This window comes from Streptomyces sp. NPDC020597, from assembly GCF_044335095.1.
GTDB lineage: Bacteria > Actinomycetota > Actinomycetes > Streptomycetales > Streptomycetaceae > Streptomyces.
Window position 1 is genome coordinate 1 of record NZ_JBIRUL010000035.1, and the last position, 22,966, is coordinate 22,966.

The 22,966-nt window shown below is 73.0% G+C and carries 17 protein-coding genes; 15 read left to right on the forward strand and 2 right to left on the reverse strand.

The window, feature by feature from the left end:
* Window positions 1-984: 984 nt before the first annotated feature.
* The gene (locus ACH4ZA_RS35380) at window positions 985-2,034 is read right to left on the reverse strand and encodes a transposase (protein WP_398433273.1); all 1,050 of its coding nucleotides are present in this window, start codon (window positions 2,032-2,034) and stop codon (window positions 985-987) included.
* 201 nt (window positions 2,035-2,235) lie between these two features.
* Between ACH4ZA_RS35380 and ACH4ZA_RS35385 the strand changes: the two genes are divergently transcribed.
* Together ACH4ZA_RS35385 and ACH4ZA_RS35390 are read left to right on the forward strand one after the other, a co-directional pair.
* Window positions 2,236-2,532, forward strand: a complete 297-nt coding sequence (locus ACH4ZA_RS35385; RefSeq protein WP_398433274.1) for a transposase — start codon at window positions 2,236-2,238, stop codon at window positions 2,530-2,532.
* 181 nt (window positions 2,533-2,713) lie between these two features.
* On the forward strand, window positions 2,714-3,103 hold the full coding sequence (locus tag ACH4ZA_RS35390; RefSeq protein WP_319275596.1) for a DUF4280 domain-containing protein: 390 nt from the start codon (window positions 2,714-2,716) through the stop codon (window positions 3,101-3,103).
* Between the two features lie 25 nt (window positions 3,104-3,128).
* On the opposite strand, the gene ACH4ZA_RS35395 is transcribed toward ACH4ZA_RS35390, so the two are convergent.
* Window positions 3,129-4,454 (reverse strand): hypothetical protein, encoded by a 1,326-nt coding sequence (locus ACH4ZA_RS35395; protein WP_398433275.1) that lies wholly within the window; start codon window positions 4,452-4,454, stop codon window positions 3,129-3,131.
* Between the two features lie 195 nt (window positions 4,455-4,649).
* Between ACH4ZA_RS35395 and ACH4ZA_RS35400 the strand changes: the two genes are divergently transcribed.
* The 13 genes from ACH4ZA_RS35400 (at window position 4,650) to ACH4ZA_RS35460 (ending at window position 22,966) form a co-directional block, all read left to right on the forward strand.
* On the forward strand, window positions 4,650-5,273 hold the full coding sequence (locus ACH4ZA_RS35400) for a response regulator transcription factor (protein ID WP_319275592.1): 624 nt from the start codon (window positions 4,650-4,652) through the stop codon (window positions 5,271-5,273).
* A gap of 175 nt (window positions 5,274-5,448) precedes the next feature.
* On the forward strand, window positions 5,449-8,616 hold the full coding sequence (locus ACH4ZA_RS35405) for a hypothetical protein (protein ID WP_398433276.1): 3,168 nt from the start codon (window positions 5,449-5,451) through the stop codon (window positions 8,614-8,616).
* Window positions 8,613-9,350 (forward strand): DUF4255 domain-containing protein, encoded by a 738-nt coding sequence (locus tag ACH4ZA_RS35410; protein ID WP_319275588.1) that lies wholly within the window; start codon window positions 8,613-8,615, stop codon window positions 9,348-9,350. The genes ACH4ZA_RS35405 and ACH4ZA_RS35410 overlap by 4 nt, the downstream gene beginning before the upstream one ends.
* Window positions 9,351-9,418: 68 nt before the next feature.
* Entirely contained in the window at window positions 9,419-11,590 is a 2,172-nt protein-coding gene (locus ACH4ZA_RS35415) for an ATP-binding protein (protein ID WP_398433277.1), read from the forward strand.
* A gap of 40 nt (window positions 11,591-11,630) precedes the next feature.
* Window positions 11,631-13,562 carry a DUF4157 domain-containing protein gene (locus ACH4ZA_RS35420; protein ID WP_398433279.1) on the forward strand — a complete coding sequence of 644 codons (1,932 nt, stop codon included), beginning with the start codon at window positions 11,631-11,633 and terminating at the stop codon, window positions 13,560-13,562.
* A gap of 176 nt (window positions 13,563-13,738) precedes the next feature.
* Window positions 13,739-15,307 (forward strand): phage tail sheath family protein, encoded by a 1,569-nt coding sequence (locus ACH4ZA_RS35425; protein WP_398433280.1) that lies wholly within the window; start codon window positions 13,739-13,741, stop codon window positions 15,305-15,307.
* Between the two features lie 111 nt (window positions 15,308-15,418).
* Window positions 15,419-15,862 carry a phage tail protein gene (locus tag ACH4ZA_RS35430; RefSeq protein WP_319275581.1) on the forward strand — a complete coding sequence of 148 codons (444 nt, stop codon included), beginning with the start codon at window positions 15,419-15,421 and terminating at the stop codon, window positions 15,860-15,862.
* Window positions 15,859-16,347 carry a hypothetical protein gene (locus tag ACH4ZA_RS35435; RefSeq protein WP_319275580.1) on the forward strand — a complete coding sequence of 163 codons (489 nt, stop codon included), beginning with the start codon at window positions 15,859-15,861 and terminating at the stop codon, window positions 16,345-16,347. Before ACH4ZA_RS35430 ends, ACH4ZA_RS35435 begins: the two co-directional genes overlap by 4 nt.
* The gene (locus ACH4ZA_RS35440) at window positions 16,344-16,499 is read left to right on the forward strand and encodes a DUF6760 family protein (RefSeq protein ID WP_319275578.1); all 156 of its coding nucleotides are present in this window, start codon (window positions 16,344-16,346) and stop codon (window positions 16,497-16,499) included. Before ACH4ZA_RS35435 ends, ACH4ZA_RS35440 begins: the two co-directional genes overlap by 4 nt.
* Before the next feature lie 3,219 nt (window positions 16,500-19,718).
* Window positions 19,719-19,934: a hypothetical protein gene (locus ACH4ZA_RS35445; protein WP_398433281.1), complete on the forward strand. Its 216-nt coding sequence runs from the start codon at window positions 19,719-19,721 to the stop codon at window positions 19,932-19,934.
* A gap of 59 nt (window positions 19,935-19,993) precedes the next feature.
* Window positions 19,994-20,431 carry a phage tail protein gene (locus ACH4ZA_RS35450; protein ID WP_319275575.1) on the forward strand — a complete coding sequence of 146 codons (438 nt, stop codon included), beginning with the start codon at window positions 19,994-19,996 and terminating at the stop codon, window positions 20,429-20,431.
* 58 nt (window positions 20,432-20,489) lie between these two features.
* Window positions 20,490-21,206: a LysM peptidoglycan-binding domain-containing protein gene (locus tag ACH4ZA_RS35455; protein ID WP_319275573.1), complete on the forward strand. Its 717-nt coding sequence runs from the start codon at window positions 20,490-20,492 to the stop codon at window positions 21,204-21,206.
* On the forward strand, window positions 21,203-22,966 hold the full coding sequence (locus ACH4ZA_RS35460; RefSeq protein ID WP_398433282.1) for a VgrG-related protein: 1,764 nt from the start codon (window positions 21,203-21,205) through the stop codon (window positions 22,964-22,966). The genes ACH4ZA_RS35455 and ACH4ZA_RS35460 overlap by 4 nt, the downstream gene beginning before the upstream one ends.

Sequence of the window (22,966 nt, forward strand, 5' to 3'; positions counted from 1 at the left end):
ACGGCCTTGAGCGAGACCTGGAACACCGCCGCGACATCCTCACGCGTCCGGCCGGCCACCAACGCGGCCACCGCCCGCAGCCGAAGGGCCTCCTGTGCCGACGGCGACAACTGCCTTGCGTCCCCCACCAGTTCACTCACGCAGGGATCAACGACTCAGAACACCTACCGTTTCGGATCAATAGGTGTGGTGGCCATGTGGCAGTCAGCGTCCTTCGGCAGTCGGCTCTGAGGTGTCGTGCGTGGCCATGTGGTGGCCAAGCGTGCAGCGATTGTGTAAATGGGTCCCGATCTGCCGTGCCGTCACAGGCGTGCTTGGGGCCGCAGGGTTGTGCCATCCGGACAATCCCACGATCCACGCGCTCCACCTGGGGCACGATCGGCAGGAGCCGCCGCGGCGGTGTCAGCCAGCGGTGCTGTTCACTGATGCCAGGTCGCGGCGTCGGCTGGATGGCCGGTGCCAGGAGTCAGGTAGCGGCCGTGGCTCGCCAGGCGGTGGTGAAGCACTCTTGCTCCCAGTGCCACCATCCCTCGGCCTCGCCGTACTCCAAGCGGGGTACTGGTCTGCACAAGGTCTGACTTCTTGTGAATGGTCGGGTCCCAGGCCCTGGGCGAGCGGTGAAGTCGCTGAGCCCGGGGCCGTCTACGGGGTGCCGCTCAGGCAGACTTGGCAGTCATGCGGCCCTACCTTCTTGAGTGCGTCCCGCGAGTTCGCGACTCTGGGACTGTGCGGGTGGGGCAGGGATGGTTTTCATGCTGACTGCCTTCGATGGCTCAGGACGCTGATCCCCCTGCCCCGCCACTTCTTCCGGACTGCTGATTAGCCTCGAAGTTTCGTGACGGTCCGCCGACGGAGTCGGCGGGCCGTTTTCGTGCTGTGGGCTGAGGTTGTGGAGGCCGAAGACCCGAGTGTCGCCTCGGGGTGGCGCCGGATTCCACTGCTCGGGGTACTGAGGTGCTGTCGAAGGGACGGGGAATCTGCTGGTCAGCCAGGGCTGGGCAGTTGGGTGAGCCGGTCGAGGGCTGCGGTGATGTGACCGGTCCAGGGCCAGTGCCGGGCCAGGCGGAGGATTCGCCGACGGCCGGTGGTCACGAGCTGTCCGGCCGCGGTGAACAGGCGGAGCCGTAGTCGGCGGGGCTCCCAGAGCCTGGCCCTGCCGGTCAGGGCGAGCATCGGCATCCAGGCCAGCAGGTCGAGAGCGATCTGCACGATCTCCAGCCAGATCCGGTTCTGGGTCGTGCGGTGCAGGGGCAGGTTGCGCAGGCCGGTGGTCCGGGCGGCGCGGATGCGGTCCTCGGCCCGGGCCCGCAGCCGGTGACGGAGCTCGAGTTCGGCGATCGGCCTGCCCAAGGTGTTGGTGGCGAAACAGGTCAGCCGCATGCCGTCCGCATCCGTGAGCCGCAACTGGGCTCCGGGGTGCGGCCGTTCCTTCCTGACGATCAGCCGCATGCCCTTCGGCCAGCCGTCCAGAACGTCGCCGGCGAGTTCAGCGACCCAGGCGCCGTCGCGGATCGCGCCGTCCGCCTCGACGGCCGCCGTCCAGGCAGATGCCAAAACCTTCAGCACATGCTGGTGGACCTGCTCGGTGATCACCATGCCGACCGAGTAGGACAGCCACCGTCCCCGCTGGGCGAGCCAGGCGACGAAGTCGTGGGTGCCGCCCGCGGAGTCGGTGCGGATCAGGGTCCGGCGCCCGCGGCGGTACTTCTTCGGCAGCTGGGCCAGGGCCAGTTGGGCGGCACTGATGTGGTCGGAGGCCACCGGCCCGAACACGGCCGGCTCGGCCCGCAGCATGGCGACATCCGCGAGGCAGTCCCCGCCCAGCGCGACCGCCAGGGCCACGTCCAGCAGGATCTTGCCCGGGTCGTGCACCGCCCGAGTTTTCCGCCATGGCGTCAGCGCCGCTGATATCGCGGTGTCCAAGCCGGCCTTGCGGACGGTCTCGACCAGCAGCACGCCCCCGGCCTGCGAGACCACCGTCCGGCCGCCGCCCTCGATGCGGACACGCGGGTACGACCCGATACGCTTCTTCACCTGGAGAGTGCTTCTTTCCGTGCAGCCAACAGGACCCTAGACAAGTCCCATCGTTGCAGGTCAGGAGCACTCTCCGCTTATTTGATCAAGCATCGGACACCCCACATCGTGAAAGCGCGAGGTTAGGCACTGCGAACGATCGCTGAGTAGGGCGAGGGCAGGCGGAAGGAGTCGCGCCGCAGGCTGCACCGTGAGGGGACCATGACCGCCAACGCAGGCTTCGACATCGCCAAGGACTTCCACTGGCTCGCGGTCACCGACGACCGCGGACGCCCGCTGCTCAGCCACCGGGTCGACAACAACCCGGCCGCCATCGACGCCTCGATCGGCGAACTGCACACCCTCGAGGACGGACACGGCCCCGTCACCGTCGGCCTGGACATCCTGGGCGGCATCGCCGCCCTGCTGACCGCCATGCTTCTGGCGGCCGGCTTCCGCCAAGTGCAGCGCTCCCGCTCGCGGCCGGTCAACGGCTTGCGCAATCGAAAGTGGATTTGAATGCGAGAACGGGGGTGCAGGTTGTTGCAGTGGTGACGTGTGGCCTATTAGCTCGCCGGGCGGGTGCGGCGGGGCATTGTTCGGTGCCCGATCGGCTGGCCTGCGACCTCTGACCGCCGTGCCGTTCGTGCCCTAGCGTCGCTGGACGACGTGGTGTGGCGCAGGGGTGCGGAGGTGGATCATGGGGCTGCTCGTGACGGCGACGGCACTGGTGAGCTGTTCGTCGGGCAGTGCGCCCGCGACGCTGTCCGTGCCTCCAGGGCCGGTGCAGTGCCACGGCAGGACGGTCGCCACCGTCCAGGCGGTCGTGCCGCAGCTGAACATCCCGTCGTTCGGCATGTGCAGCAACCCCGGCAATCCCGTGGTGGCGCAGGCGACCGCCGCCGCGAACGGCGTGCTGACCCCCATGCCGTGCATGCCGGTCACTCCGGCTCCCTGGCAGCCGGGTTCGTCGACGGTGCTGGTGGCGGGTCAGCCGGCGCTGACCCAGTCGTCGAAGTGCGCGTGCCAGTGGGGAGGGACCGTGCAGATCGGCTCGCCCGGTCAGCAGAGCACGCAGGTCGCGGGCTGACCGGGACCGGGCGCGGCGCCGGCGGTCAGGACGCGACCATCTTGCCGTTCAGCAGCGCGGATTCGGCGCAGGTCGTGGGCTTGGGGGCGGAAGGCGGCGAGCCGGGGGTGCGGCACGCGACGGTCATGGTGACCTTGCCGCCGGCGGGAACACGGAGCGGCGTGACCCAGGGGCTGTCCGTGTCGCGGAAGTCCTCCAGCGCGAGCAGCGACACCTGGGAGCCGTCGATGTCCAGCGTCAGGGTGCCGTAGTCGCCCTGCGGGTTCTGCAGGACGATGTCCGAGATCAGGAAGGTCTTGCCCTTCGGCACGGTGAACGTCGCGTCGGCGCTGTCGCCGTTCTGGGCCCGCACGGACAACGGCGTGTAGAAGTTGGCGCCCGCCGCCCCCGGCCCGGCAGCCGCCGCGATCCCCGAGGCGCCCGGCGAAGGCTGCGCGGCCGGTTGCGCCCCAGCGCCCGCTCCCGCGCCTCCTCCCCCCGCCTGCGCCGCCGCCGCGCTCTGGCTCGCGGCGGCCGACGCCACCGCGTCGACCTTCTTCTGCTGCTCCTTGACCGCGGACTGCACGGCCTGGCTCGCCTGGGCACTGACGGCGGCGCCCGCGGTCGACTTGATCGTCGGCTCGAGCACGCCGAACCACGCGGCGGTCAGGGCGACGCCGGAGGCGGCGGCCAGCGCGAGCGCCTTGGGGAGCATCGCCGGGACCAGCGGGCGCTGCTCGTACGCGCCGTCGAGGGGGTCGCCGGGCAGGCCGGCGAGGGCCACGCGGACCTGGAAGGCGTGCCGCTGCACCGCGCCGCGCAGGATGCGATGGCGCGGCCGTACCGTCAGCCGGAGATGGCCCTGCTCGCCGGGGGCGAGTTCGGCTTCGGCGGGGTGGACGCGGTACCGCAGCTTCTCGTCGGTGTCCCAGGCCCCGAGCGTGACGTCGGCCGGGGTGTTGCCGTGGTTGTGCACGGCCACCTGGAAGCGCGCGCGCAGCCGTCCGCGGTTCGAGCGCGGCAGCAGCTCCGAGGCGATCTCGTGGAACGGCAGGACCTCGACCGTTCCCTCCGGGACCGTCACGTCCTGGGGCCGTTCGACGGGCAGGACGCGGACCGCGAACGGCGTCGGCCCGACGGCCGTGTCGGGCGTCCGGGGCGGCCGGAGGGTCAAGGTCACCGTGTCCGCGGTCCCCGGGTAGAGCGACAGCTCGGCCGGCTCCACCGCGGCCCAGGCCGACGGTACGCCGACCACCTCGAACCGGTACGCCTCGACGATGTCGCCGCCGTTGCGGACGTGCAGGGTGACCTGATGGGTCCCTCCTGGCTCGACCGGGAGGGACGGGGGGTCCAGCCGCGCAGTTGCTGTCATGGCCCCTGACTGTAGGAAGATCACCGCGCGCTGCCAGGGGCCGATCGGGAAAGACCGGAGGCACCATGTCTTCCCATTAGCTTCACATTAAGTGCACGCAAAGTCCTCAGGTGCATGCTCGTTCTCCTTGGTTCGATATCGACCCCCGGTCGACCGGCGCTCGCCCGGTCCGGGCCGGGAACACAGGAGAGCGAAGTGGAACGTGTCGCCGTCGTCGTCCACGCCGAAGACCCCATCTCCCGGTCGGGCGTCGTCACCCAGCTCAAGCGGTGCCCGGAGCTGTGGGTCCTCCCCGAATCCGAACAGGAGCGCGCCGCGGTCGTGTTCGTCGTCGCCGACGGAGTCGACGAGCACACCGCGGTGGTGCTGCGCCGGCTCAGCCGTACGGCCGCCGCGCGCGTCGTCCTGATCGCCGCCCGGGTCGACGACGCGGGCCTGGTCACGGCGGCGGAGTGCGGGGTCCTGGGCGTGGTGCGCCGCTCGGAGGCGACCCCGGAGCGGATCGTGCAGGTGGCCCTGCTGGCGGCTCGGGGCGAGAGCAGCATGCCGTCCGACCTGCTGGCCCGTCTGCTGGCCCAGGTCGGCAAGATGCAGCAGCAGTTGCTCGACCCGCGGGGGCTGTCCTACACGGGCATGAGCACCCGTGAGATCGGTGTCCTCAAGCTCGTCGCCGACGGGTTGGACACCCGCGAGATCGCCGCGAGCCTGTCCTATTCGGAGCGCACCGTGAAGAACATCCTGCACGACGTGACCAGCCGGCTGCAGTTGCGCAACCGCACGCACGCGGTCGCGTACGCGTTGCGGCAGGGCCTGATCTGAGGTCCCTTCCGGGGCCGTGCGCTGCCCGAACGCGCAACGGGTCCTGCGTCGTTCACTGCCCCGCCGCACGGGGTGAACCGTCGTCCGGACGCCCAGGATGGACGGTCTGACCATCGCGGGGTGAGCGAGCGCGGGCTCCCGCCCGGCGGTGCCGAGGACGGGAGGGTGCGCGCCGGTGCGTCGTAGCGTTCGATTGCCGCATGGCCACGGACCCGGCCGGCGCTTCGCCGCCCGGGCGGTTCCGCTGCTGTTGCTGGGGACACTGCTCGGAGTCGTCTCGCCCGAGGGGAGGAGTGCCGCGGAGCCGGCCGGCGGGGCCGCGGCCCCGGGACGCATCGCGTTCTACGGGACGGCGCACCGCAGCCTCGGCACGGTCGCGCTGGGCGACGAGAGGGCCGACTCCAGTGCTCCGCTCTTCCCCGGCCCGCAGCACTACGACGTCGACGCCTCGGCCCGGGGCGACGCCGTCGTCTGGACGAGCCTGCGGGACTCCACCGAGGCGCAGATCCACACGCAGCGCGGCAACGGTCCCGTCACCCGGGTCACCACGGCGGCGACCGGGGTGCAGCACCCGCAGCTCTCCCCGGACGGCGAGCAGGTGGCCTTCGCCGCCGCGACCGGCCGCGAGGACGGGCTGCACGACATCTGGGTCGCGGACGTCGACGGCGGCCGGCCGCGCCGGATCACCGACGGGTCCGGCGACAACGTCTGGCCCACCTGGTCGCCGGACGGGAGCCGGCTGGCCTTCAGCGCCCTGCGCGGCGACGTCTCCCGGTACCGGCTCTTCACCGTCGCCGCGGCGGGCGGGGCGGTCAGGCCGCTCACCGCGCACGGCGACTGCGACCCGGGCGGGCCCGGCACGGACACCTGGATCCCTCCGGCCGACCCGGCCGCGGGCGTCTGGGCCGGCGCGATCCAGCCCGCGTGGAATCCGGTCCGCGCCGACACCCTCGTCTACACGTGCGGGCAGTGGCCGGCGCCCGTCCCGGAGGTGACCGAGTCCCGCCTGACGCTCCTGTCCACGGACGGCAGCGAGTCCGCCGCGCTTGCGGCCGACTGGGCCGGCTGGCAGGGCAGTTGGTCCCCGGACGGCACGGGCCTGGCCTTCGTCAGCCATGGCGAACCGGGCGCGGAGGAGGGGCGGAACCTGATCTACACGGCGGCGGCCACAGGAGCCGCGACCCCTGTGCTGCGGCTGGTGGAGGACCGGGGGGTCGACGGCCCCGGCTGGTACACGCCCGCGGGCGGGAGCACCCGGCTGCTCGTCGCCCGCGACTCGGCGGCGAGGGCGGGCGGTCTCGACCTGTCGGACGTGCTGCCCGACGGAACCGACCCGCGCGACCTGGGCCAGCCGACGGCCGCCTCCCCCGTCGCGGAGTGGGCCCAGAACGGACCCGAGTACTCCCCGGACGGGCGGCGGATCGCCTTCACCCGGCCCGAACGCAGGGGCGACGAGACATTCAGCCGGATCTGGATCGCGAACGCCGACGGGTCCGGCGCACGCCCCCTGCAGGCGCTGGGCGGGCCCGGCACCGGGGGGAACGGGCGCGGGGAGATCTCCCCGACCTGGTCGCCGGACGGGCGGCGGATCGCGGTCGTCCGCGCCGGTTTCTCCGGGGACCGCCGCCGGTCGTGGATCTCCGTGATCGACGTCGCCTCGGGGCGGGACCTCTTCGACGTCGACCAGGGAGAGAACCAGTGGGACGCCGAGCCGGTGTACGCGCCGGACGGCCGCACGCTCCTCTTCTCACGGGTCGACGTCCTCGCCGAACATGCGGAGATCTGGTCGGCCCGCGCCTCTGACGGCGGCGGGCAGACCGACCTGACCGCCGTCTCCGTGCCGGACACGGCCGCCCGGACCGACGTCAGCCCTGCGGTCTCACCGGACGGTTCCACGATCGCCTTCAGCACCGAACAGGGCTACTGGCTGATGAACGCGGACGGCACCGGCCGCCGTCCGCTCCCGGGCGACTCCCCCGTGGGGGGCTTCCCGGCCTGGTCGCCCGACGGAACACGGATCGCCTTCACCGGCAGGCGGACGGAGCGGCCCAGGATCCACCTGGTGGACGTCAGGACGGGCGCCGGCACGGTGCTGCTGGGCCGGGGATTCACCGGGGGAGGGGGCGACGCCGGTCAGCAGCAGTCGCCCGCCTGGCAGCCCACCGCCGACCTCGGCACCTCGCTGCTGTCGACCCCGGGGGAGCTGACCCCGGGCGAGCGGGCGACCGTCACCCTGACCGTGCGCAACCTGGGCCCGCGGCCGGAACCCGCCGCACGGCTCACCGTCTCCGTACCGGCGGGGCTGCGGCTGAACGCGCTGGAGCCGGACCGGGGCAGCTGCGACACCGCCCGGTTCACCTGCGCTCTCGGCGCGCTGCCGACGGGGACGGCGGCCACGGTCACGGTCCGCGTGACAGCCACGGCCGAGGGTTCGTTCCCCGTCGTGTGGACGGTGGCCGGCGCCATGGCCGACCCCGATCCGGCCGACGACCACGGCAGCGCCCGGCTCACGGTGGGCGCGGACGTCCCGCCGGCGGTCCCGCCCGCGCTGGCCGTCGCCGCGTCCCCCGGTGTCGGACACGTCGGTGGCGCGGTCACCGTGACGTACACGGTGACGAACACCGGGCGGCGGAGCGTCGAGGGACTGTCGCTGGCCGTCGCGATCCCCGAGGCGTTCTCGGTGAGCGGGCTGCCGGACGCCTGCCGGACCGCCGTCGGCTGCGCGGTCGGCGACCTGCCGCCGGGAGGGTCCACGGTCGTCCAGGCCGTGCTGACCCCGACGACCGCCGGGCGGTTCCGGCTCGACGCTCGGGTGGGCGCGACCACGACGCCGACGGCCGACGGCGCGGTGCAGGCCGCCGCGACGGTGACGGTGCTCCAGCCGGCGATCACCGCACTGCCGAGGGTCGGCAGCCCCGGCACGGTCACCCTCGTCCGGGGGACCGGCTTCCCGCCGGGGATCCCTGTGCGGCTCACCTGGAGTCCGGGCATCACGGCGGCGGCAAACCCCTCGGTGACCGGCCCCGACGGATCGTTCGTCGCGCAGATGCTGATCCTGGACGGCGACCGCACCGGCCTGCGGACCGTCACCGCCGCCGGCCCCGGGTTCGGCCCCGTCACCGCCCCCTTCCTGGTGACCGAGGCCCGGTTGCCGCTGCCGTACCTCGACGCCGGCGCGGACGCGGGCGGCGGCGTCGACACGCAGATCCCCGCGGCGACGGGCACTCCGGCGGCGACGGGCGCTCCGGCGACGCCGGGTGTGCCTGCGACGCCGGGTGTGCCTGCGGGGCCGAGGGAGACCGTGGGGCCGGTCCGGCCGTCGGCCGAAGGGCGGACGCCGTGATCCACGAGGTGGATGAGGCACTGCGGAGCCTGCTGAGCGAGGAGATCCTCGGGGAGACCGGAGCGGAGGTGGCCTTCGAGGCCCCCACCCGGGAATGGGTGGCCAGACGCTCCGGCGCCCCCGCGGTCAACGTCTTCCTCTACGACGTCCGCGAGGACCTCCACCGGCGACAGCTGGGCCGCCGTACCGAGACCGACGACCGCGGCAGGGCGGTGGCACTGCGCGAACCGTCTCGCTGGTACACCCTCTCCTACCTGGTCACCGCCTGGACGGCACGGCCGCAGGACGAGCACCGGCTGCTGTCGCTGCTGCTCGCCGGGCTGGTGGGCGAGGAATGCCTCCCCCCGGGGCGGCTCACCGGATCCCTGGCGGAACTGGGCCTGACCGTCCCGGTCAGCGTGGCGCTCCCACCCGCCGAGAGCAGGGCGACCGCCGACGTGTGGTCGGCGCTCGGCGGCGAGCTCAAGCCGTCCCTCGACGTCGTCGTGACCGCCCCGCTCGCCCCCCGCGCCCGGCCCGCCGGACCCCTGGTGTCGGACGGCCTGGAACTGCGGGCCGTCGACCTCGGCAGCGGTACGCAGGCCGCGCACGGCGGCGAGAGGCGGCGCGCGCGCTACCAGGGCGCGCCCGAGGGGCAGACCGCGCCCCCGCCCGACGCCGCGCCCACGCTGGGCGCCCGCCGCGTCCGCGGCACGGCGGCGGGCGGCACGACGCCCGGGGCGGTGCGGCGTTGACCGGGACCGCGCCCGATACGGCCGCGCCCGATACGGCTGGGCCCGAGACGGTCATGGGGGCGACGGTCATGGACGGGGCGTGTCGCGCGCCCGCCCGTCTCTTCGTCGTCGAGGGACTGGTGCGCGCGGCCGTGGACCGGCGGCGCGGCGCCGACGCCCGGCCGGACGACCCGCTGCTCGGCCTGTACCTGTCCGAGGAGCACGTCGGCCGCCTGCTGGAGCGTCCGGACGGCATCGGCTCCGGGCCCCGTGAAGGGCCACCCCTTGCTGCCGTGGAGCGCGGGACGGAGGAGCGGGCGGAGGCCGGTTCCGTCGCGCCGGTGCAATCGCTCGCCCGGCGCTTCGGGTTGAGCCCGTTCGACGTCGACGTCCTCCTGATCGCACTCCTACCGGATCTCGACGCCGCCTACGAGCAGCTCTACGGCTATCTCAACGACGACGTCACACGGCGGCGGGCCTGCATCGGGCTCGCCCTCGAGGTGCTGGGCGCCGATGCCCGGCATCCCGGCGTCCGCGCCCGGTTCTTCGCGGGCGGCCCGCTGGTGGCGGGCGGGCTGCTGGAGGTCGAGGATCCCGGCAGACCGTTCCTGACCCGGGGACTGCGCGTGCCGGACCGGGTGGCCGCGTACCTGCTGGGCGACGGGGCTCCCGATCCGCGGACCGACGCCGTACTGCGCGTCCTGCCCCCGGCGGACGCCGGTGCCCCGGCCGGTCCGGAGGCGGCCGGGACGCCGGTCGCCTCGCTCACCGCGGCACTGCGCGCCGGCGTACGCCTCGTCCATCTGCACCAGGCGCAGGGCGGTTCGGCGACCGGCGTCGCGGCCACGGCGCTGCGGCGGGCGGGACTGGCGGCGCTGGCGCTCGACCTCACGGCCCTGGCGTCGACGCCCGACCCGGAGCAGTCGGTGCCGGTCGTGGTCCGGGAGGCACGGCTGCGCGGCGGCGGGCTCGTCGTCGGGCCGCTGGAGGCGCTGGAGCCCGTCGCCCACCCCGAACACCGGCGGCTGCTGCGCACCCTGGCCGGGCTGCCGGTGCCTGTCGTCTTCACCGGGCACCGCGCGTGGGACCCGCAGTGGTCGGGGACCAGCCCGCTGACCCTCGCCGTTCCCGGCCTGGACGCCGACGAACGCGCGGCCCTGTGGCGCGAGGCACTGACCCCGGCGGGCGGCATGGCGGACGGCATGGCGGGCGGCAAGGGAGTCGAAGCCGGGGACGGCGTCGACGCAGACGGAGACCAGGACGTCGAAGTCGACGTCGACGATGCCGGGTTGGCCGACCTGGTGTCCGCCTACGTGCTGACCCCGGAACAGATTCGGCGTGCCGCGGAGACGGCCCTCGGCCTCGCGGCGTCCGCGGGCGGCGGCGTCACCCGGACCCAGCTGAGCACGGCGGTCCGGGGCCAGAACGCCACCGGACTCGACCGTCTCGCCCGCCGTGTCGAACCGGCCGTCGGCTGGGCCGACCTCGTCGTGCCCGAGCCGGTGAGCGAGCAGTTGGGCGAGCTCGCCCGCAGGGCCAGGCACCGGGAACGGGTCCTCGGGCAGTGGGGGATGCGGCCGGGCGGCGGCCGGGGCCGGGGCGTGCTGGCGCTGCTCGCGGGGGAGTCCGGCACCGGCAAGACGATGTCGGCGGAGGTGATCGCCGGGGACCTCGGCCTCGACCTGTACGTCGTCGACCTCTCCTCTGTCGTCGACAAGTACATCGGGGAGACGGAGAAGAACCTGGAACGGATCTTCACGGAGGCGTCCGGGGTGAACGGCATCCTGCTCTTCGACGAGGCCGACGCCGTCTTCAGCAAGCGGTCCGAGGTGAAGGACTCCCATGACCGCAACGCCAACATGGAGAGCGCCTACCTGCTCCAGCGGATGGAGTCCTTCGATGGCATCGCCGTCCTGACGACCAATCTGCGGTCCAACCTGGACGAGGCGTTCATCCGCCGGCTGGACGTCATCGTCGACTTCCCGATGCCCGAACCCTCGCTGCGGCGCGACCTGTGGGACCGCTGCCTCGGCCCGTCCGTCCCCCGGGCGGACGGGCTCGACCTGGACTTCTGCGCCCGCTTCGAACTGGCCGGCGGCTCGATCCGGGCCTGTGTCATCACCGCGGCGTACCGGGCGGCCGAGAGCGGACAGCCGGTCTCCACGGCGGATCTGGTCGGAGCGATCCGCCAGGAGTACCGCAAGCTCGGCCGCCTGGTGCTGGACCACGAGTTCGCCCCGCGGCGGGCGACCACGAGGTGACGGACGGCCGCGTATGCCGCGTCACGGGAAAGGGGCGTACATGCACGAGCACGAGCAGGAGCCGACGGGCGGGACCGACGCGCGGCGGCTCTCACGCGAAGGGCGCAGCGCCCGCCCGGAGACCGCCGTGCAGGCCGTGCAGGCCGTGCAGGCCGTACGGACGGGGGATGCGCTGACCCCGCAGATGGTGCTGGCACTGCAGCGCGGCGTCGGCAACGCGGCGGTCGGCCGGATGCTGAACCTGCAGCGGCACACGGACGGCGGCTGCTGCGACCGCCGGGAACCGGAGCGCCACCTCTCGGAGGATGCCCCCGTGCAGCGCTCCACCGTGCACGACGTGCTGCGCTCCCCCGGAAAGCCCCTGGCCAAGACCCTGCGGTCGGAGATGGAGGAACGGATGGGCGCGTCCTTCTCCGACGTGGTCATGCACGACGACACAGCGGCGGCCCGCTCCACCGACGACGTGGACGCCGACCACTACACCGTCAAGAACCACATCGTCGTCGGACGCGGCGGTATCGACAAGCGCACGCTGGCCCACGAGCTCACGCATGTCCTCCAGCAGCGCGAGGGCGAGGTCGCGGGCACCGACAACGGCGCCGGCCTGCGGGTGAGCGACCCGTCGGACCGCTTCGAGCGCGAGGCGGAGGCGAACGCGGCACGCGTGATGGCTCGCGGGATCCATCCCGCCGACACCGGACCGGGTCCGTCCGCGGACCGGCGGAAGCAGGTGCGGTCGGCCGCACGACAAGCCGTCATGCAAAGGGTGAAGCGCTATGTCGCGCCGGGCGCGGTCGCGCACACGGCTGCTTCGCCCAGCGCCCACAAGCTGAGGGGAACCGAGACCAGGAAGGCGAAGCTGAGGAAGATCAGGAAACAGAACCTGAGCATGGCCGGAATAAAGCGCGAGTTCAATGACGCCGGCATCAGGGGTCTAGGTCACACAGGCGGCGGCATGTGGACGTCCAAGGTCACTCATGTCGGATCCCGATCGTTCAAGACTTCCCCGGACGAGCAGGTTCTTCGGCATCTTTCCACGCAATTGTTCTGGTATATGAAGAATGCCTTGGATCAGAAAGAGGAACAGGAAGTCCAGGCCATGTACGTCAATGGCGGGATTGTCGTGGCGAGCAACCTCGATGCTTCGCTGGCGGCCGTCTTCGGCGACCTTCACCAAAAGCTGGAGGACTATGTGAGGGCGGGGGGCGTGGCGCACGGCGAGGAGGAGGAGGAAGAGGAGGCCGAGGAGGGGGAGATGGACGAGGAGGGGCTTGAGAATCCTCTTCAGGAGGTTCTCGGAGGTGAGCAGAACCCTGGCGACCTTCGGGCTTCGGGTGTCGCACGGAAATTTCAGGGACTGCACGAAGGGTCGCGTCCCGCTCGTGCCGGAGCTGAGTGGATGCTCCACTCGATCCTGCAAGAAAAATTCAACCCACTGCGGTCTGTGACGATGGAAGAAAGCCGGGCCATAATTGGGGATCCGGAAAAGATGAAAGACCGGATAATCTTCCTGAGAGGCGGGAGCAACTACCACGCCGAGCAGAAGCTCGTCCTGGCGCTGCACGGCGCGGGCGGCACCGGCCAAGCATGGATCGCAGGAAAGAAGCGGCCCTGTGCCGTCTGCTTCGCGACCCTTTCGTACGCTCGGGACGAGGGACGTATGGACATCTCGTTCCAGGGGCGGCCCGGTGGATATTTTCAACCTGCCATCCCAGGTCTGGTGGCGCTCGGAAAGGCTCTCGGGCACACCGAGGACCAGGTGATCAAGTGGCTTCGAAGGTGGCTCGACGCAGATCTTCGGCTTGCCCAATCACTCAAGCTCAGCAAAGGCTCGTCGAGGTCCTCGCTGGTCGACAGGGTGGACGTCACGCCCAAGCTCAACGACGCGGATGTGGACACCGGGTACGGTTCCCTCTCCGATTCGGGCGATGAAGCCGACTCCGAAGCCGAATCTGAGTCCGGCTCGGACTGAGTCGCTCCGGCTTCGTGCGCCGGGACGGCGGTCCCCCCGGGACCCTCGGTGCTCCCCGGGTTGCTCGATCGGGCAACCCGGGCGTCCCCCTTCGCGGTACGCGTGGCCGTACCCCGGCCGTGGGCGGCGGATGAGACTGCTTGCCTGATCGCCGTCGCCGGAAGAGGAGCGCGAAGATGCCGACGTACCTGTCCCCGGGTGTGTATGTGGAGGAAGCCCAGAGCGGCTCCCGTCCCATCGAAGCGGTGGGGACGGCGGTCGCGGCCTTCGTCGGGTTCGCCGAGAAGGGGCCCTTCCACGAGCCGACGCTCGTGACCACGTGGAGTCAGTACGTCCAGACCTTCGGGGACTTCGTCGACGGCTCCTACCTGGGCCTCTCGGTCTACGGCTACTTCGCCAACGGCGGGAGCGTCGCGTACGTCGTGCGCGTCGGCGGAGCGTCCGGAGCGGGGCGGACCGGCGAGGGCGAGGGGCCCAGGGAGCTGACCGCCGGGGAGCCGGTCGGCCTCGGCTCGTTCCGGGTCGCGGCGCTGCCCGGCGTGGACGCCGCGGGCACCACGGTCGAGGTGAGCCACCCCGAGGGCGACAACGCCCCCGAGGACCGGTTCAAGCTGGTCGTCTCGCAGGACGGCAAGACCGTGGAGACCCATGACGTCTCGACCCGGAAGAACGCCAAGAACTACGTCGTCACGCAGGTGAAGACCGGCTCCACGCGCATCGCGGTCGAAGAGGCCGTCGCGCAGGGCGCGTTGACCCGTCCCGCGGCCCAGAAGGTCGCCCTGCTTCCGGCCGCGCCCGCACCGGCCCCCGCGACGGCCGCGGTGCTTCCCGCGGAGATCTCCCCCCAGGAGTACATCGGCGACGCCGCCGCCCGGACCGGGTTCGGCGGCCTGGAGGCGGTCGACGAGGTCACCATGGTGGCCGTGCCCGACCTGATGGCCGCCTACGAGCAGGGGCTGATCGACGCGGAAGGAGTCAAGGGCGTACAGCTCGCGATGATCACGCACTGCGAGCTGATGGGCGACCGGATGGCCGTCCTCGACCCGCTGCCCGAGCTGACGCCGCAGCAGGTGAGCCGGTGGCGCCAGGAGGAGGCGGGCTACGACTCGAAGTACGCCGCGCTCTACTACCCGTGGATCAAGGCGTTCGACCCGGCGAGCGGCAAGAACCGCCTGATGCCCCCGAGCGGTCACGTCGTGGGCGTCTGGTCGCGCAACGACGGCGAGCGAGGGGTGCACAAGGCCCCGGCCAACGAGGTGGTGCGCGGGGCGCTGGACCTGGCGGTCAACGTCACCAAGGGGGAGCAGGACCTGCTCAACCCGATCGGGGTGAACTGCATCCGCGCCTTCCCCGGCCGCGGCATCAGGATCTGGGGCGCGCGCACGCTGTCCTCCGACGCCGCCTGGCGCTACATCAACGTCCGACGGCTGTTCAACTACCTGGAGGAGTCGATTCTCCTCGGCACCCAGTGGGTGGTCTTCGAGCCCAACGACATCCGGCTGTGGGGGACCATCCGCCGCAACATCTCGGCCTTCCTGCGGGAGGAGTGGCGGCGCGGCGCGCTGTTCGGGGCCAGCGCGGCCGAGGCGTTCTACGTCAAGTGCGACGACGAGACCAACACGCCGGACTCCATCGACGCCGGCCAGGTGATCTGTGAGATCGGGATCTGCCCGGTCAAGCCCGCCGAGTTCGTGGTCTTCCGGCTGTCCCAGTTCTCCGACAGCACCAGCCTCGTCGACGAGTGACCCGGCAGCAGTGATCTTCAAGCGGCTCTGAACAGCGGCTCCGCGCAGCGGCTCCGAACGGCAGCTCCGAACGACGGCTCTGAACGACGGCTCTGAAAGGCAGTAGGACTCATGACGGCTACGGGAGACACCCTCTCCACACACATTTTCCAGGTCGAACTCGGCGGAGTGGCGGTCGAGTCCGTCCAGGAGGTCAGCGGACTGTCGGTCGAGGTGGACACGATCGAGGTCGCGCAGGTCACCCCGAGCGGCCAGTACCTGATCAAGAAGCTCCCGGGCGCGCGCAAGGGCGGCGAGGTCACCATCACCCGTGGGCTGGACAAGAGTTCCGCGTTCAGCCAGTGGATCGAGTACGTCTTCGAGAAGGGGGCGGTCGACGAGGCGCGCAAGAACATCAGCATCATCGTCACCGACGCCACGAACACCCCGGTGCGGCGGATGAACCTGGAGAACGCCTGGGTCAACAAGTGGGAGGGGCCCGGTCTGAAGGCGGGCGACGCCTCCCCCGCCACCGAGAAGGTCACCGTCGTCTTCGAGACGATCACCTTCGCATGAGGCGCCGCACGGTCTCCGGCGCGGCGCCCGGGACGGATCCCGCCGGAGACGGCTCCCTGCTCACCGCGCCCGAACCGGGCCACCCCGGCACGGCGGCCCCGGCCGCCCCGGAACGGCTCAGGACGGAGTTCGACTTCGAGCTTCCGCGCGGCTACGTGGACGACTCGGGAACGGTGCACCGGCGGGGCGCGATGCGCCTGGCGACCGCCCGCGACGAGCTGGTGCCGCTGATCGACCTCAGGGTGAAGGAGAACCCGGCGTATCTCACCGTGGTCCTGCTCGGGCTGGTCGTCACCCGCATCGGGACGGTCACCGACGTCCACGCGGGCGTGGTGGAGCGGCTGTTCGCCGCCGACCTGGCGTTCCTCCAGGACTTCTACCGCCGGATCAACGCGGAGGGCCACACCCGGGCCGAGGTGACCTGCCCGTCCTGTGCTTCCTCCTTCGACGTCGACCTCGCGGGCAGCCGCCTGGGGGAATCGTGACGTACGGGGCCGACCGCATCCACGAGGAGACCGCGTACGTCGCCTACCACTTCCACTGGTCCCGCGACCAGATCCTCGACCTGACCCACGCGGAGCGGGCTCGCTGGGTGACCGAGATAGCCAGGATCAACACACGTCTCAACGAAGGATGAGCAAGGGCCATGGCGATGCGTGACTGGATCGGCCGTCGGCGGGGCGGGCGGACGGCCGCCCCCGTGGACCCGGCCACCGCATCCGCCGTCGCCGGTGAGTCCGCCGTCGCCGGGCCGGCCGAGCCGTCGGACGGCGGCTGGCCCACGGTGGGGCCCATGCCGCTCACGGTCGCGCCCGCGACCCTGCTCACCGACCCGCCCGCCTTCGAACGCGGTCTCGGGACCCGGCAGAACCCCTCGCTGTACCGCGAACGCGGCCGCCTGGTCAGCGTCGACGCACCCGGCGGGAGGGCGCACGGGGTGGTGGACGTGGTCCCGGGAACCGCGGTTCAGCGAAGCGACCACTCCGTCCTTCCCTACGCCGGACCCGGTGCGCGCGCCGGTGCGGCATCCGATGCGGGACGCGGTGTGGAGTCCGTCGGCGACGTTCGGCCGGAAGGAGGGTCCGGGGATGCGGGGCCCCCGGCTCAGGGGCCTCCGGCCTCTGCGGCCCCGCCGGTGCAGCGCCGCGTTTCCCCGGCGACCGCAGCGCGGGCCCGAAGGGCGACGCCCTCACCGGCACCGGCCTCACGGGCGCCACGCGCGGCGGCAGCGCCGACGCCCCCCGGGGCGCCGGCCGAGGACCGCAGCGCCGAACCGCCCCGGCAGGACACGACCGGACCCCGGACGAATCCACCGGCCCCACCCGCCCGAGGGCATTCTCCGTCCGCTCCCATGGCTTCCGATGCCCCCGTGACCCCGGCCGCTCCCGCCGCCCCCGCCGCTTCCGATGCCCCCGTGACCCCGGCCGCTCCCGCCGCCCCTGCCGCTTTCAAGCCTCCGGCTGCCCCCGTGGCCCCTGCTGCCTCCGCGCCTGCGGCCGCTTCCGTCGCACCTGCCGACTCCGGTGCACACCTCGTTCAGCGGCGGCAGCAGCCGGGACCCGCCGCCCCCGTGACGGCCGCCGCTCCGGTCGCACCCGCCGACTCCGGCGCCCCGGCGTCCCGTCCGGCACCGGGCTCCGCCCCGGCGGATCACCCGGCGACCCGTACGCCCCCTCACGTGCAGCGCGCGGTCACGTCGCGCTCCGGGTCCGGTACGCCGCCACGGTCGGCAGCCCGGCGGACCGACTCCGCAGACGGCCCGGACATCTCGGCACCCGGCCGGGTGTCCCCCGTCGGCCCGACGAGCGGCAAGCCACGACCAGCGGACCGAGCCGCACGAGCAGTGCCGGCGGTTCCGACGGCCCCGGGGGCTCCCGCAGCGCCGACGGCACCGGACCCGGAGCCGGCGCCGGTGTCGGCACCCCTGCCGACGGTGCAGCGCCGGGCGGAGCCCGCCCCGCCGTCGGCTCAGGACCGGCCGCCCGCGGAGGCTCCGGCCCCGACCGCATCTGCCGCAACCCCTCGACCGGTACGCCCGGACGTCACGGAGAGCATCCCTGCGCCTGCGGGGTCGGGAACGATCGAGTCGGCGATGCCGTTCGCGCCGCCGTCCGCGCTGCACCGTGCCCGGGAGACCGAGCCCCGGCAGGGAAACACGTCGGCGCACTCCTCCCCCCGTCGGGATACCGCGCCGCCCGCTGCCGCGGTGCTGCCCGAGGTTGCCGCACCGCCGACGGCAGCACGACGTAAACCGGTCCAGCCGGTCCAGCCGGTCCAGCCGGTCCAGAGAAGTGTTTCGCGGCCGGAGACGCCCGGCGTCGGCGCGGCCGCGCGGCCCGGTTCGCCCGGCGTGGCCGATGCGGTCGAGGCGGTCGAGGCGGTCGACGTGACCGAGCCGGGTCCGTCGCGGCGAGCATCCCGGGAAGCCGCTCACGGCCGTCCCGGAACGCCTCGGGGGAACGCGCCGTCCGCCGGAACCGAGACGCCTGCTCCCCCTGCGTCCCCCGGCCTTCCCGGGCGGGCTCCTGCTGCCGTGCCCCCGGTCGTGCCGGTCACGGTGGCGGTCGCGCCACCCGTGGTGCAGCGTGCGATGCCGCGTGCCGCCGTGTCCCCGTCGGCGGCGGAGCGGCCCGCCGCACGGCAGGCGCCGCCGCCCGTGACCGCGGCCCCGCCGGCTCCGGTCCCGCGTGCGGCGACGGCGACGGCGACGGCGGCGACCGTGGTCGCCCCTTCGCCTTTCAAGGAGACCGACGGTTCGGGGTCGGTGCCCGGCCCGCCCGTGGTGCAACCGGCCCCGGCGCGAAGGTCCGGCCTCGGTGCTCCGCTTCCCGACGGGGAGGCGTGGGCCCCCGTGTCCCGGTCCGATGCGGGCGCGACGGTTCGCCCGACGCCGCAGGGTCGCGGCGGCCGGAGGGGGCTGGGGCTCGGCGCGCCCATCGAGGCGCCGCAGGCCGGGGCCGGGGCTCCCGTGCCCCCGCCCTCGTCCTCCTCGACGCCCCCGTCCGCGACCCCGTTCGCGCCTCCGTCCGCGCCCCCGTCGGTGCAGCGTGCCGTCGGAGCCGCTGCCTCCGCGAGGCCCGCGTCGGGGGAACCGAACGAGGCCGCCCGTCCCGTGGTCGTCCGGCGCGTCCCCGGAGACCCGGCGTCGCCTCGGCGACGGACTCCGTCGGCGCCCCGCGAGTCCGGCGCCCGGGCCGTGGGCTTCGGACATGACAGGCCCGCGAGCGTGACGTCTGCCGATGCCGGCGCCTCCTCGCCTTCCTCGCCTTCCTGGCCTTCCTGGCCTTCGTCTGCCGGGGCGCTGCCGCCGGTGCTTCAGCGAGCGGAGGGCAGCCGCGTCATCGTCCCGGAAGCGGCCGCACCGTCGCGGTCCCTGGTCGTTCCCCGTCCGCGCCCGGCCGCAGCCGTCGCGCCCGCTGGTGCGGTCGTACAGCGAAAGCACCCGAGGCGCCCCGGCACGGGACCGGCTCCGGCGCGCCCGGCCGCACCGGGGAGCCCGCGCCAGGAACGGTCCGGGACACCGGGGCAGGTTCAGGTCGCCCCGGGCCGGACATCCCTCCCTGCCACCGTGGATCCGGCACCGGTTGAGTGGGCGGGTTCACGCAGACCCGCCCACGCACCGGAGTCGTACACGCTGCCGTCTGCCGCGTCTGCCGCGTCTGCCGCGTCTGTCCCGTCGGCTCGGGGGCTCGTGTTCGGCGCGGACCGCCGACGCGCGGACCAGGCCGCATCGCCGCGCGCGGACGGCAGAGCACCGGCGCCGCCGGCATACGGAACGCCGTCGCCGCCGCCCGGGCCGCCCCCGGCAGGCCCGGGCGGCGGGTGGGGAGCGCCCGGCCCGCATACACCGGCGCGTGTGCCGACGCCGACGCCGCCACCGAAGCCGGTGCCGGACGGGCCGCACCGGTACGGCGGGGGGCCGGAGGATCCCGGGGCGTTCCTGCAGCGGCTGGAGCGCAGGCATCTCGACGAACTCGCCCGGCGGCTCGCCGACCCTCTGGGCCGTCTGCTGCATGCCGAGTACCTGCTCGGCAGGGAACGCGCGGGACGCCTGCTGGACGGCGGGCGCTGACATGACACACGACGACGACAGTGGACGGCCGCGGCGGCCGGCGAGGCGGTGGGGTGCGGATGAGGGTGGACAGGACGGCCGGTACGGACCCGGGGACGAGCGTCCACTTCCGGCTGCAGATCGAGGGCATCGACCTGGGCGGTTTCAGCAACTGCGAAGGACTGAGCCTCCAGGTGGAGGTCGAGCAGCGCGTGGAGGGGGGCAACAACGGCTTCGTGTGGCAACTGCCGTCGCGGATCACGTACTCCAACGTCCGGCTGTCGCGCCCGCTCACCTCGGACTCCGCGAAGGTGGCCGGCTTCCTGGCCTCGCTGCCGCGCAAGGCACGTCGTGGCACCGCCCAGATCGCCGCTCTGCGGCCGAACCTCCAGGACGTGATCGCGCAGTGGTCGCTGCGTGACGTGATCGTCGTGTCCTGGACCGGACCCACCTTCGACGCCGGGAGCTCGCAGGTCGCGACGGAGAGCATCGAGCTGGCCCACCACGGGTTCCTGTGACCGGCCCGCTCCGTCGTCCACGCCGTCCGTCCGCCCGCACCGAGAGGAGCCGTGTCCGTTGACCGCACTGGCCCGCGCCAAGCTGACCGCGTACGAACCGCCCCGACAGCCCGGCGAGCCTCCCGGCGCGCGGGTGGGGAACGCCGTGCCCTTCCAGTTCAATCCGGCCTCGCTGAGCCTCGGCAAGGGCGCGGGCTGGGTACGCCATGTCGCCAAGGGCGCGAAGGAGGTGGGCGTCCCCGAGTTCGTCGGCACGCATCCGCGCAGGCTGTCGGCGGAGTTGTTCCTCGACGCCACCGCGACGCATGACAGCAGCGTCCAGCAGGCGGTGGAGACGCTGATCGGGTGGTGTGCGCCGACCGAGCGCAGCAGCGCCGCCGACGCGCCGTCCGCGCCGTGGGTGAAGTTCACCTGGGGGTCCTTCAGCACCGTCTCGTTCTTCGGTTACCTGGAGAACGTCGAGGCCGTGTACTCGCTGTTCGACCCCAACGGCACCCCGCTGAGGGCCACCTGCTCGGTCTCCCTCACCGAGGCCGCCGGGCCGGTGCCCGGACAGAACCCGACCTCCGGTGCGCTGCACGCCCGGCGGGTGCACCGGCTGGTCATGGGCGACAGCCTGGAGACGCTGGCCCACCGCGAGTACGGGGACCCGACCGTGTGGCGGGTGATCGCGGAGGCCAACGGCATCGACGACCCGGCCAGACTGCGCCCCGGCACGGAGATCCTGCTGCCCGCCGCGGGCGAACACGACCACGGGGGAGTGAGCGTCCGATGACGACCATGTTCGTGGTGGAGGCGCCCCGCCCGCTTCCGGCCTCGCTCGCCGATCTGCCGGTCCATGTCCGGATCGAGGACGGCAACGCGGCTCCGGCCGCGGCGGTCCTGCGCTACCGCGACCCCGAGCGGATCTTCCTGCGGAGGTCCGGGATCGTGATCGGTGGGGTGCTCAGGGTCTCCGCCCGGCCCGGCGGTGCGGGTCCCGCCGTCCCGCTGTTCGACGGTGAGGTCGTGGCGCTCGAGGCCGAGTTCGACGGGACCGGCACCTTCACCACGGTGCGCGCCTTCGATCACGGGCACCGGTTGCAGCGGGGGCGACGGGTGGCGGCGTACCCCAACATGACGGCCTCCGACATCGCCCACAAGGTCGCCACCAGGGCCGGTATCGCGATCGGCCGGATCGACCCCACGACGACGACCTGTCCGCTCGTCACCCAGCCGAACGTCTCGGACTGGGACTTCCTCGCCTCGCTGGCCGCCGAGAACGGCCGCGAGATGCTGGTGGAGGGCGGCAAGTTCCACTTCCGACGGCCCAATGCCGCCAGGTCGGCGCCGCCCGCGGGCGGGCCGGCCGCGCGCCGGAAGAGCCCCTATGTCATCAGGATGGCCGAGGACGTCCTGTCGGTCCGTTCGTCGATCACCTCGGTCAACCAGGTCGAACGGGTACAGGTCCACGGGTGGAGCGTCCAGGAGAAGAAGGCGCTGCTGGGCGAGACGACGGTGGGCGAGAGCCGCACCTCGGCGGTGGGCGTCACCCCCCGGCAGGCCGCCGGGGCGTTCGGGGCGGCTCCGCTCGTGGTGGCGGACGTCCCCTACCGCAGCGACGCCGAGGTGAAGGCGGTCTCCCGCGCGCTCGCCGACGACGTGTCGGCGGCACTGGCGGAGCTGGAGGTGGTCGTCCGGGGCGACCCGAGGCTGCGCTGCGGGGCGGCGGTGACGCTGACCGGGGCGGGCGTCCCGTTCGACGGCAGGTACACGGTCACCGCCAGCAGGCATCTCGACCGTCCGGGTCTGGGCTACGAGACCTGGCTCACCGTCAGCGGCCGTCAGGACCGCACCGCGTACGGCGTCGTCGGCGGCGCGTCCGCGGCGGCGCGCTCGCCCCGCATCCCGGGTGTGGCGGTGGGCGTGGTGACCGACGCCAAGGAGCCGAAGGACCGCGAGGGCCAGGGCTGGGTGCGGCTGAGGTTCCCCTGGTTGTCGGGGGACTCGGGGACGGCGTACGTCAGCGACTGGGTCCGCACCGTGCAAGCGGGCGGCGTCGGCGGCGGCGGGGTGTTCAGCCCCGACGTCAACGACGAGGTGCTCGTGGCCTTCGAGCAGGGGCTGCTGGACCGGCCGTACGTGATCGGCGGGCTCTACAACGGGGTCGACAAGCCCTCGCCGCACGACACGCCGCTCGTCGACGCGACCAGCGGCAAGGTCAACCGCAGGTCGCTCGCCTCGCGGGCCGGTGACCGGCTGGAGCTGCTCGACGCGGCGGGCGGCGGCCCCGGCGGGGTCCGCGTGCGCACCGGGGACGGGAAGCTGGAACTGCACCTGGACCGCCGGCAGACGGCGATCACCGTGCACAGCGACGGGACGGTGAGCATCACCGCGGCCGAGCACGTCACGGTCGCCGGGAAGGGCATCACCCTCGACGCCCGTTCCGGGGCCCTGGAGCTCAAGGGCGCGTCGGTCTCCGTCGCCGGGTCGACGGTGTCGCTGAAGGGCGACAGCGAATGCGTCGTCAAAGCCCCCATCGTGAAGATCAACTGA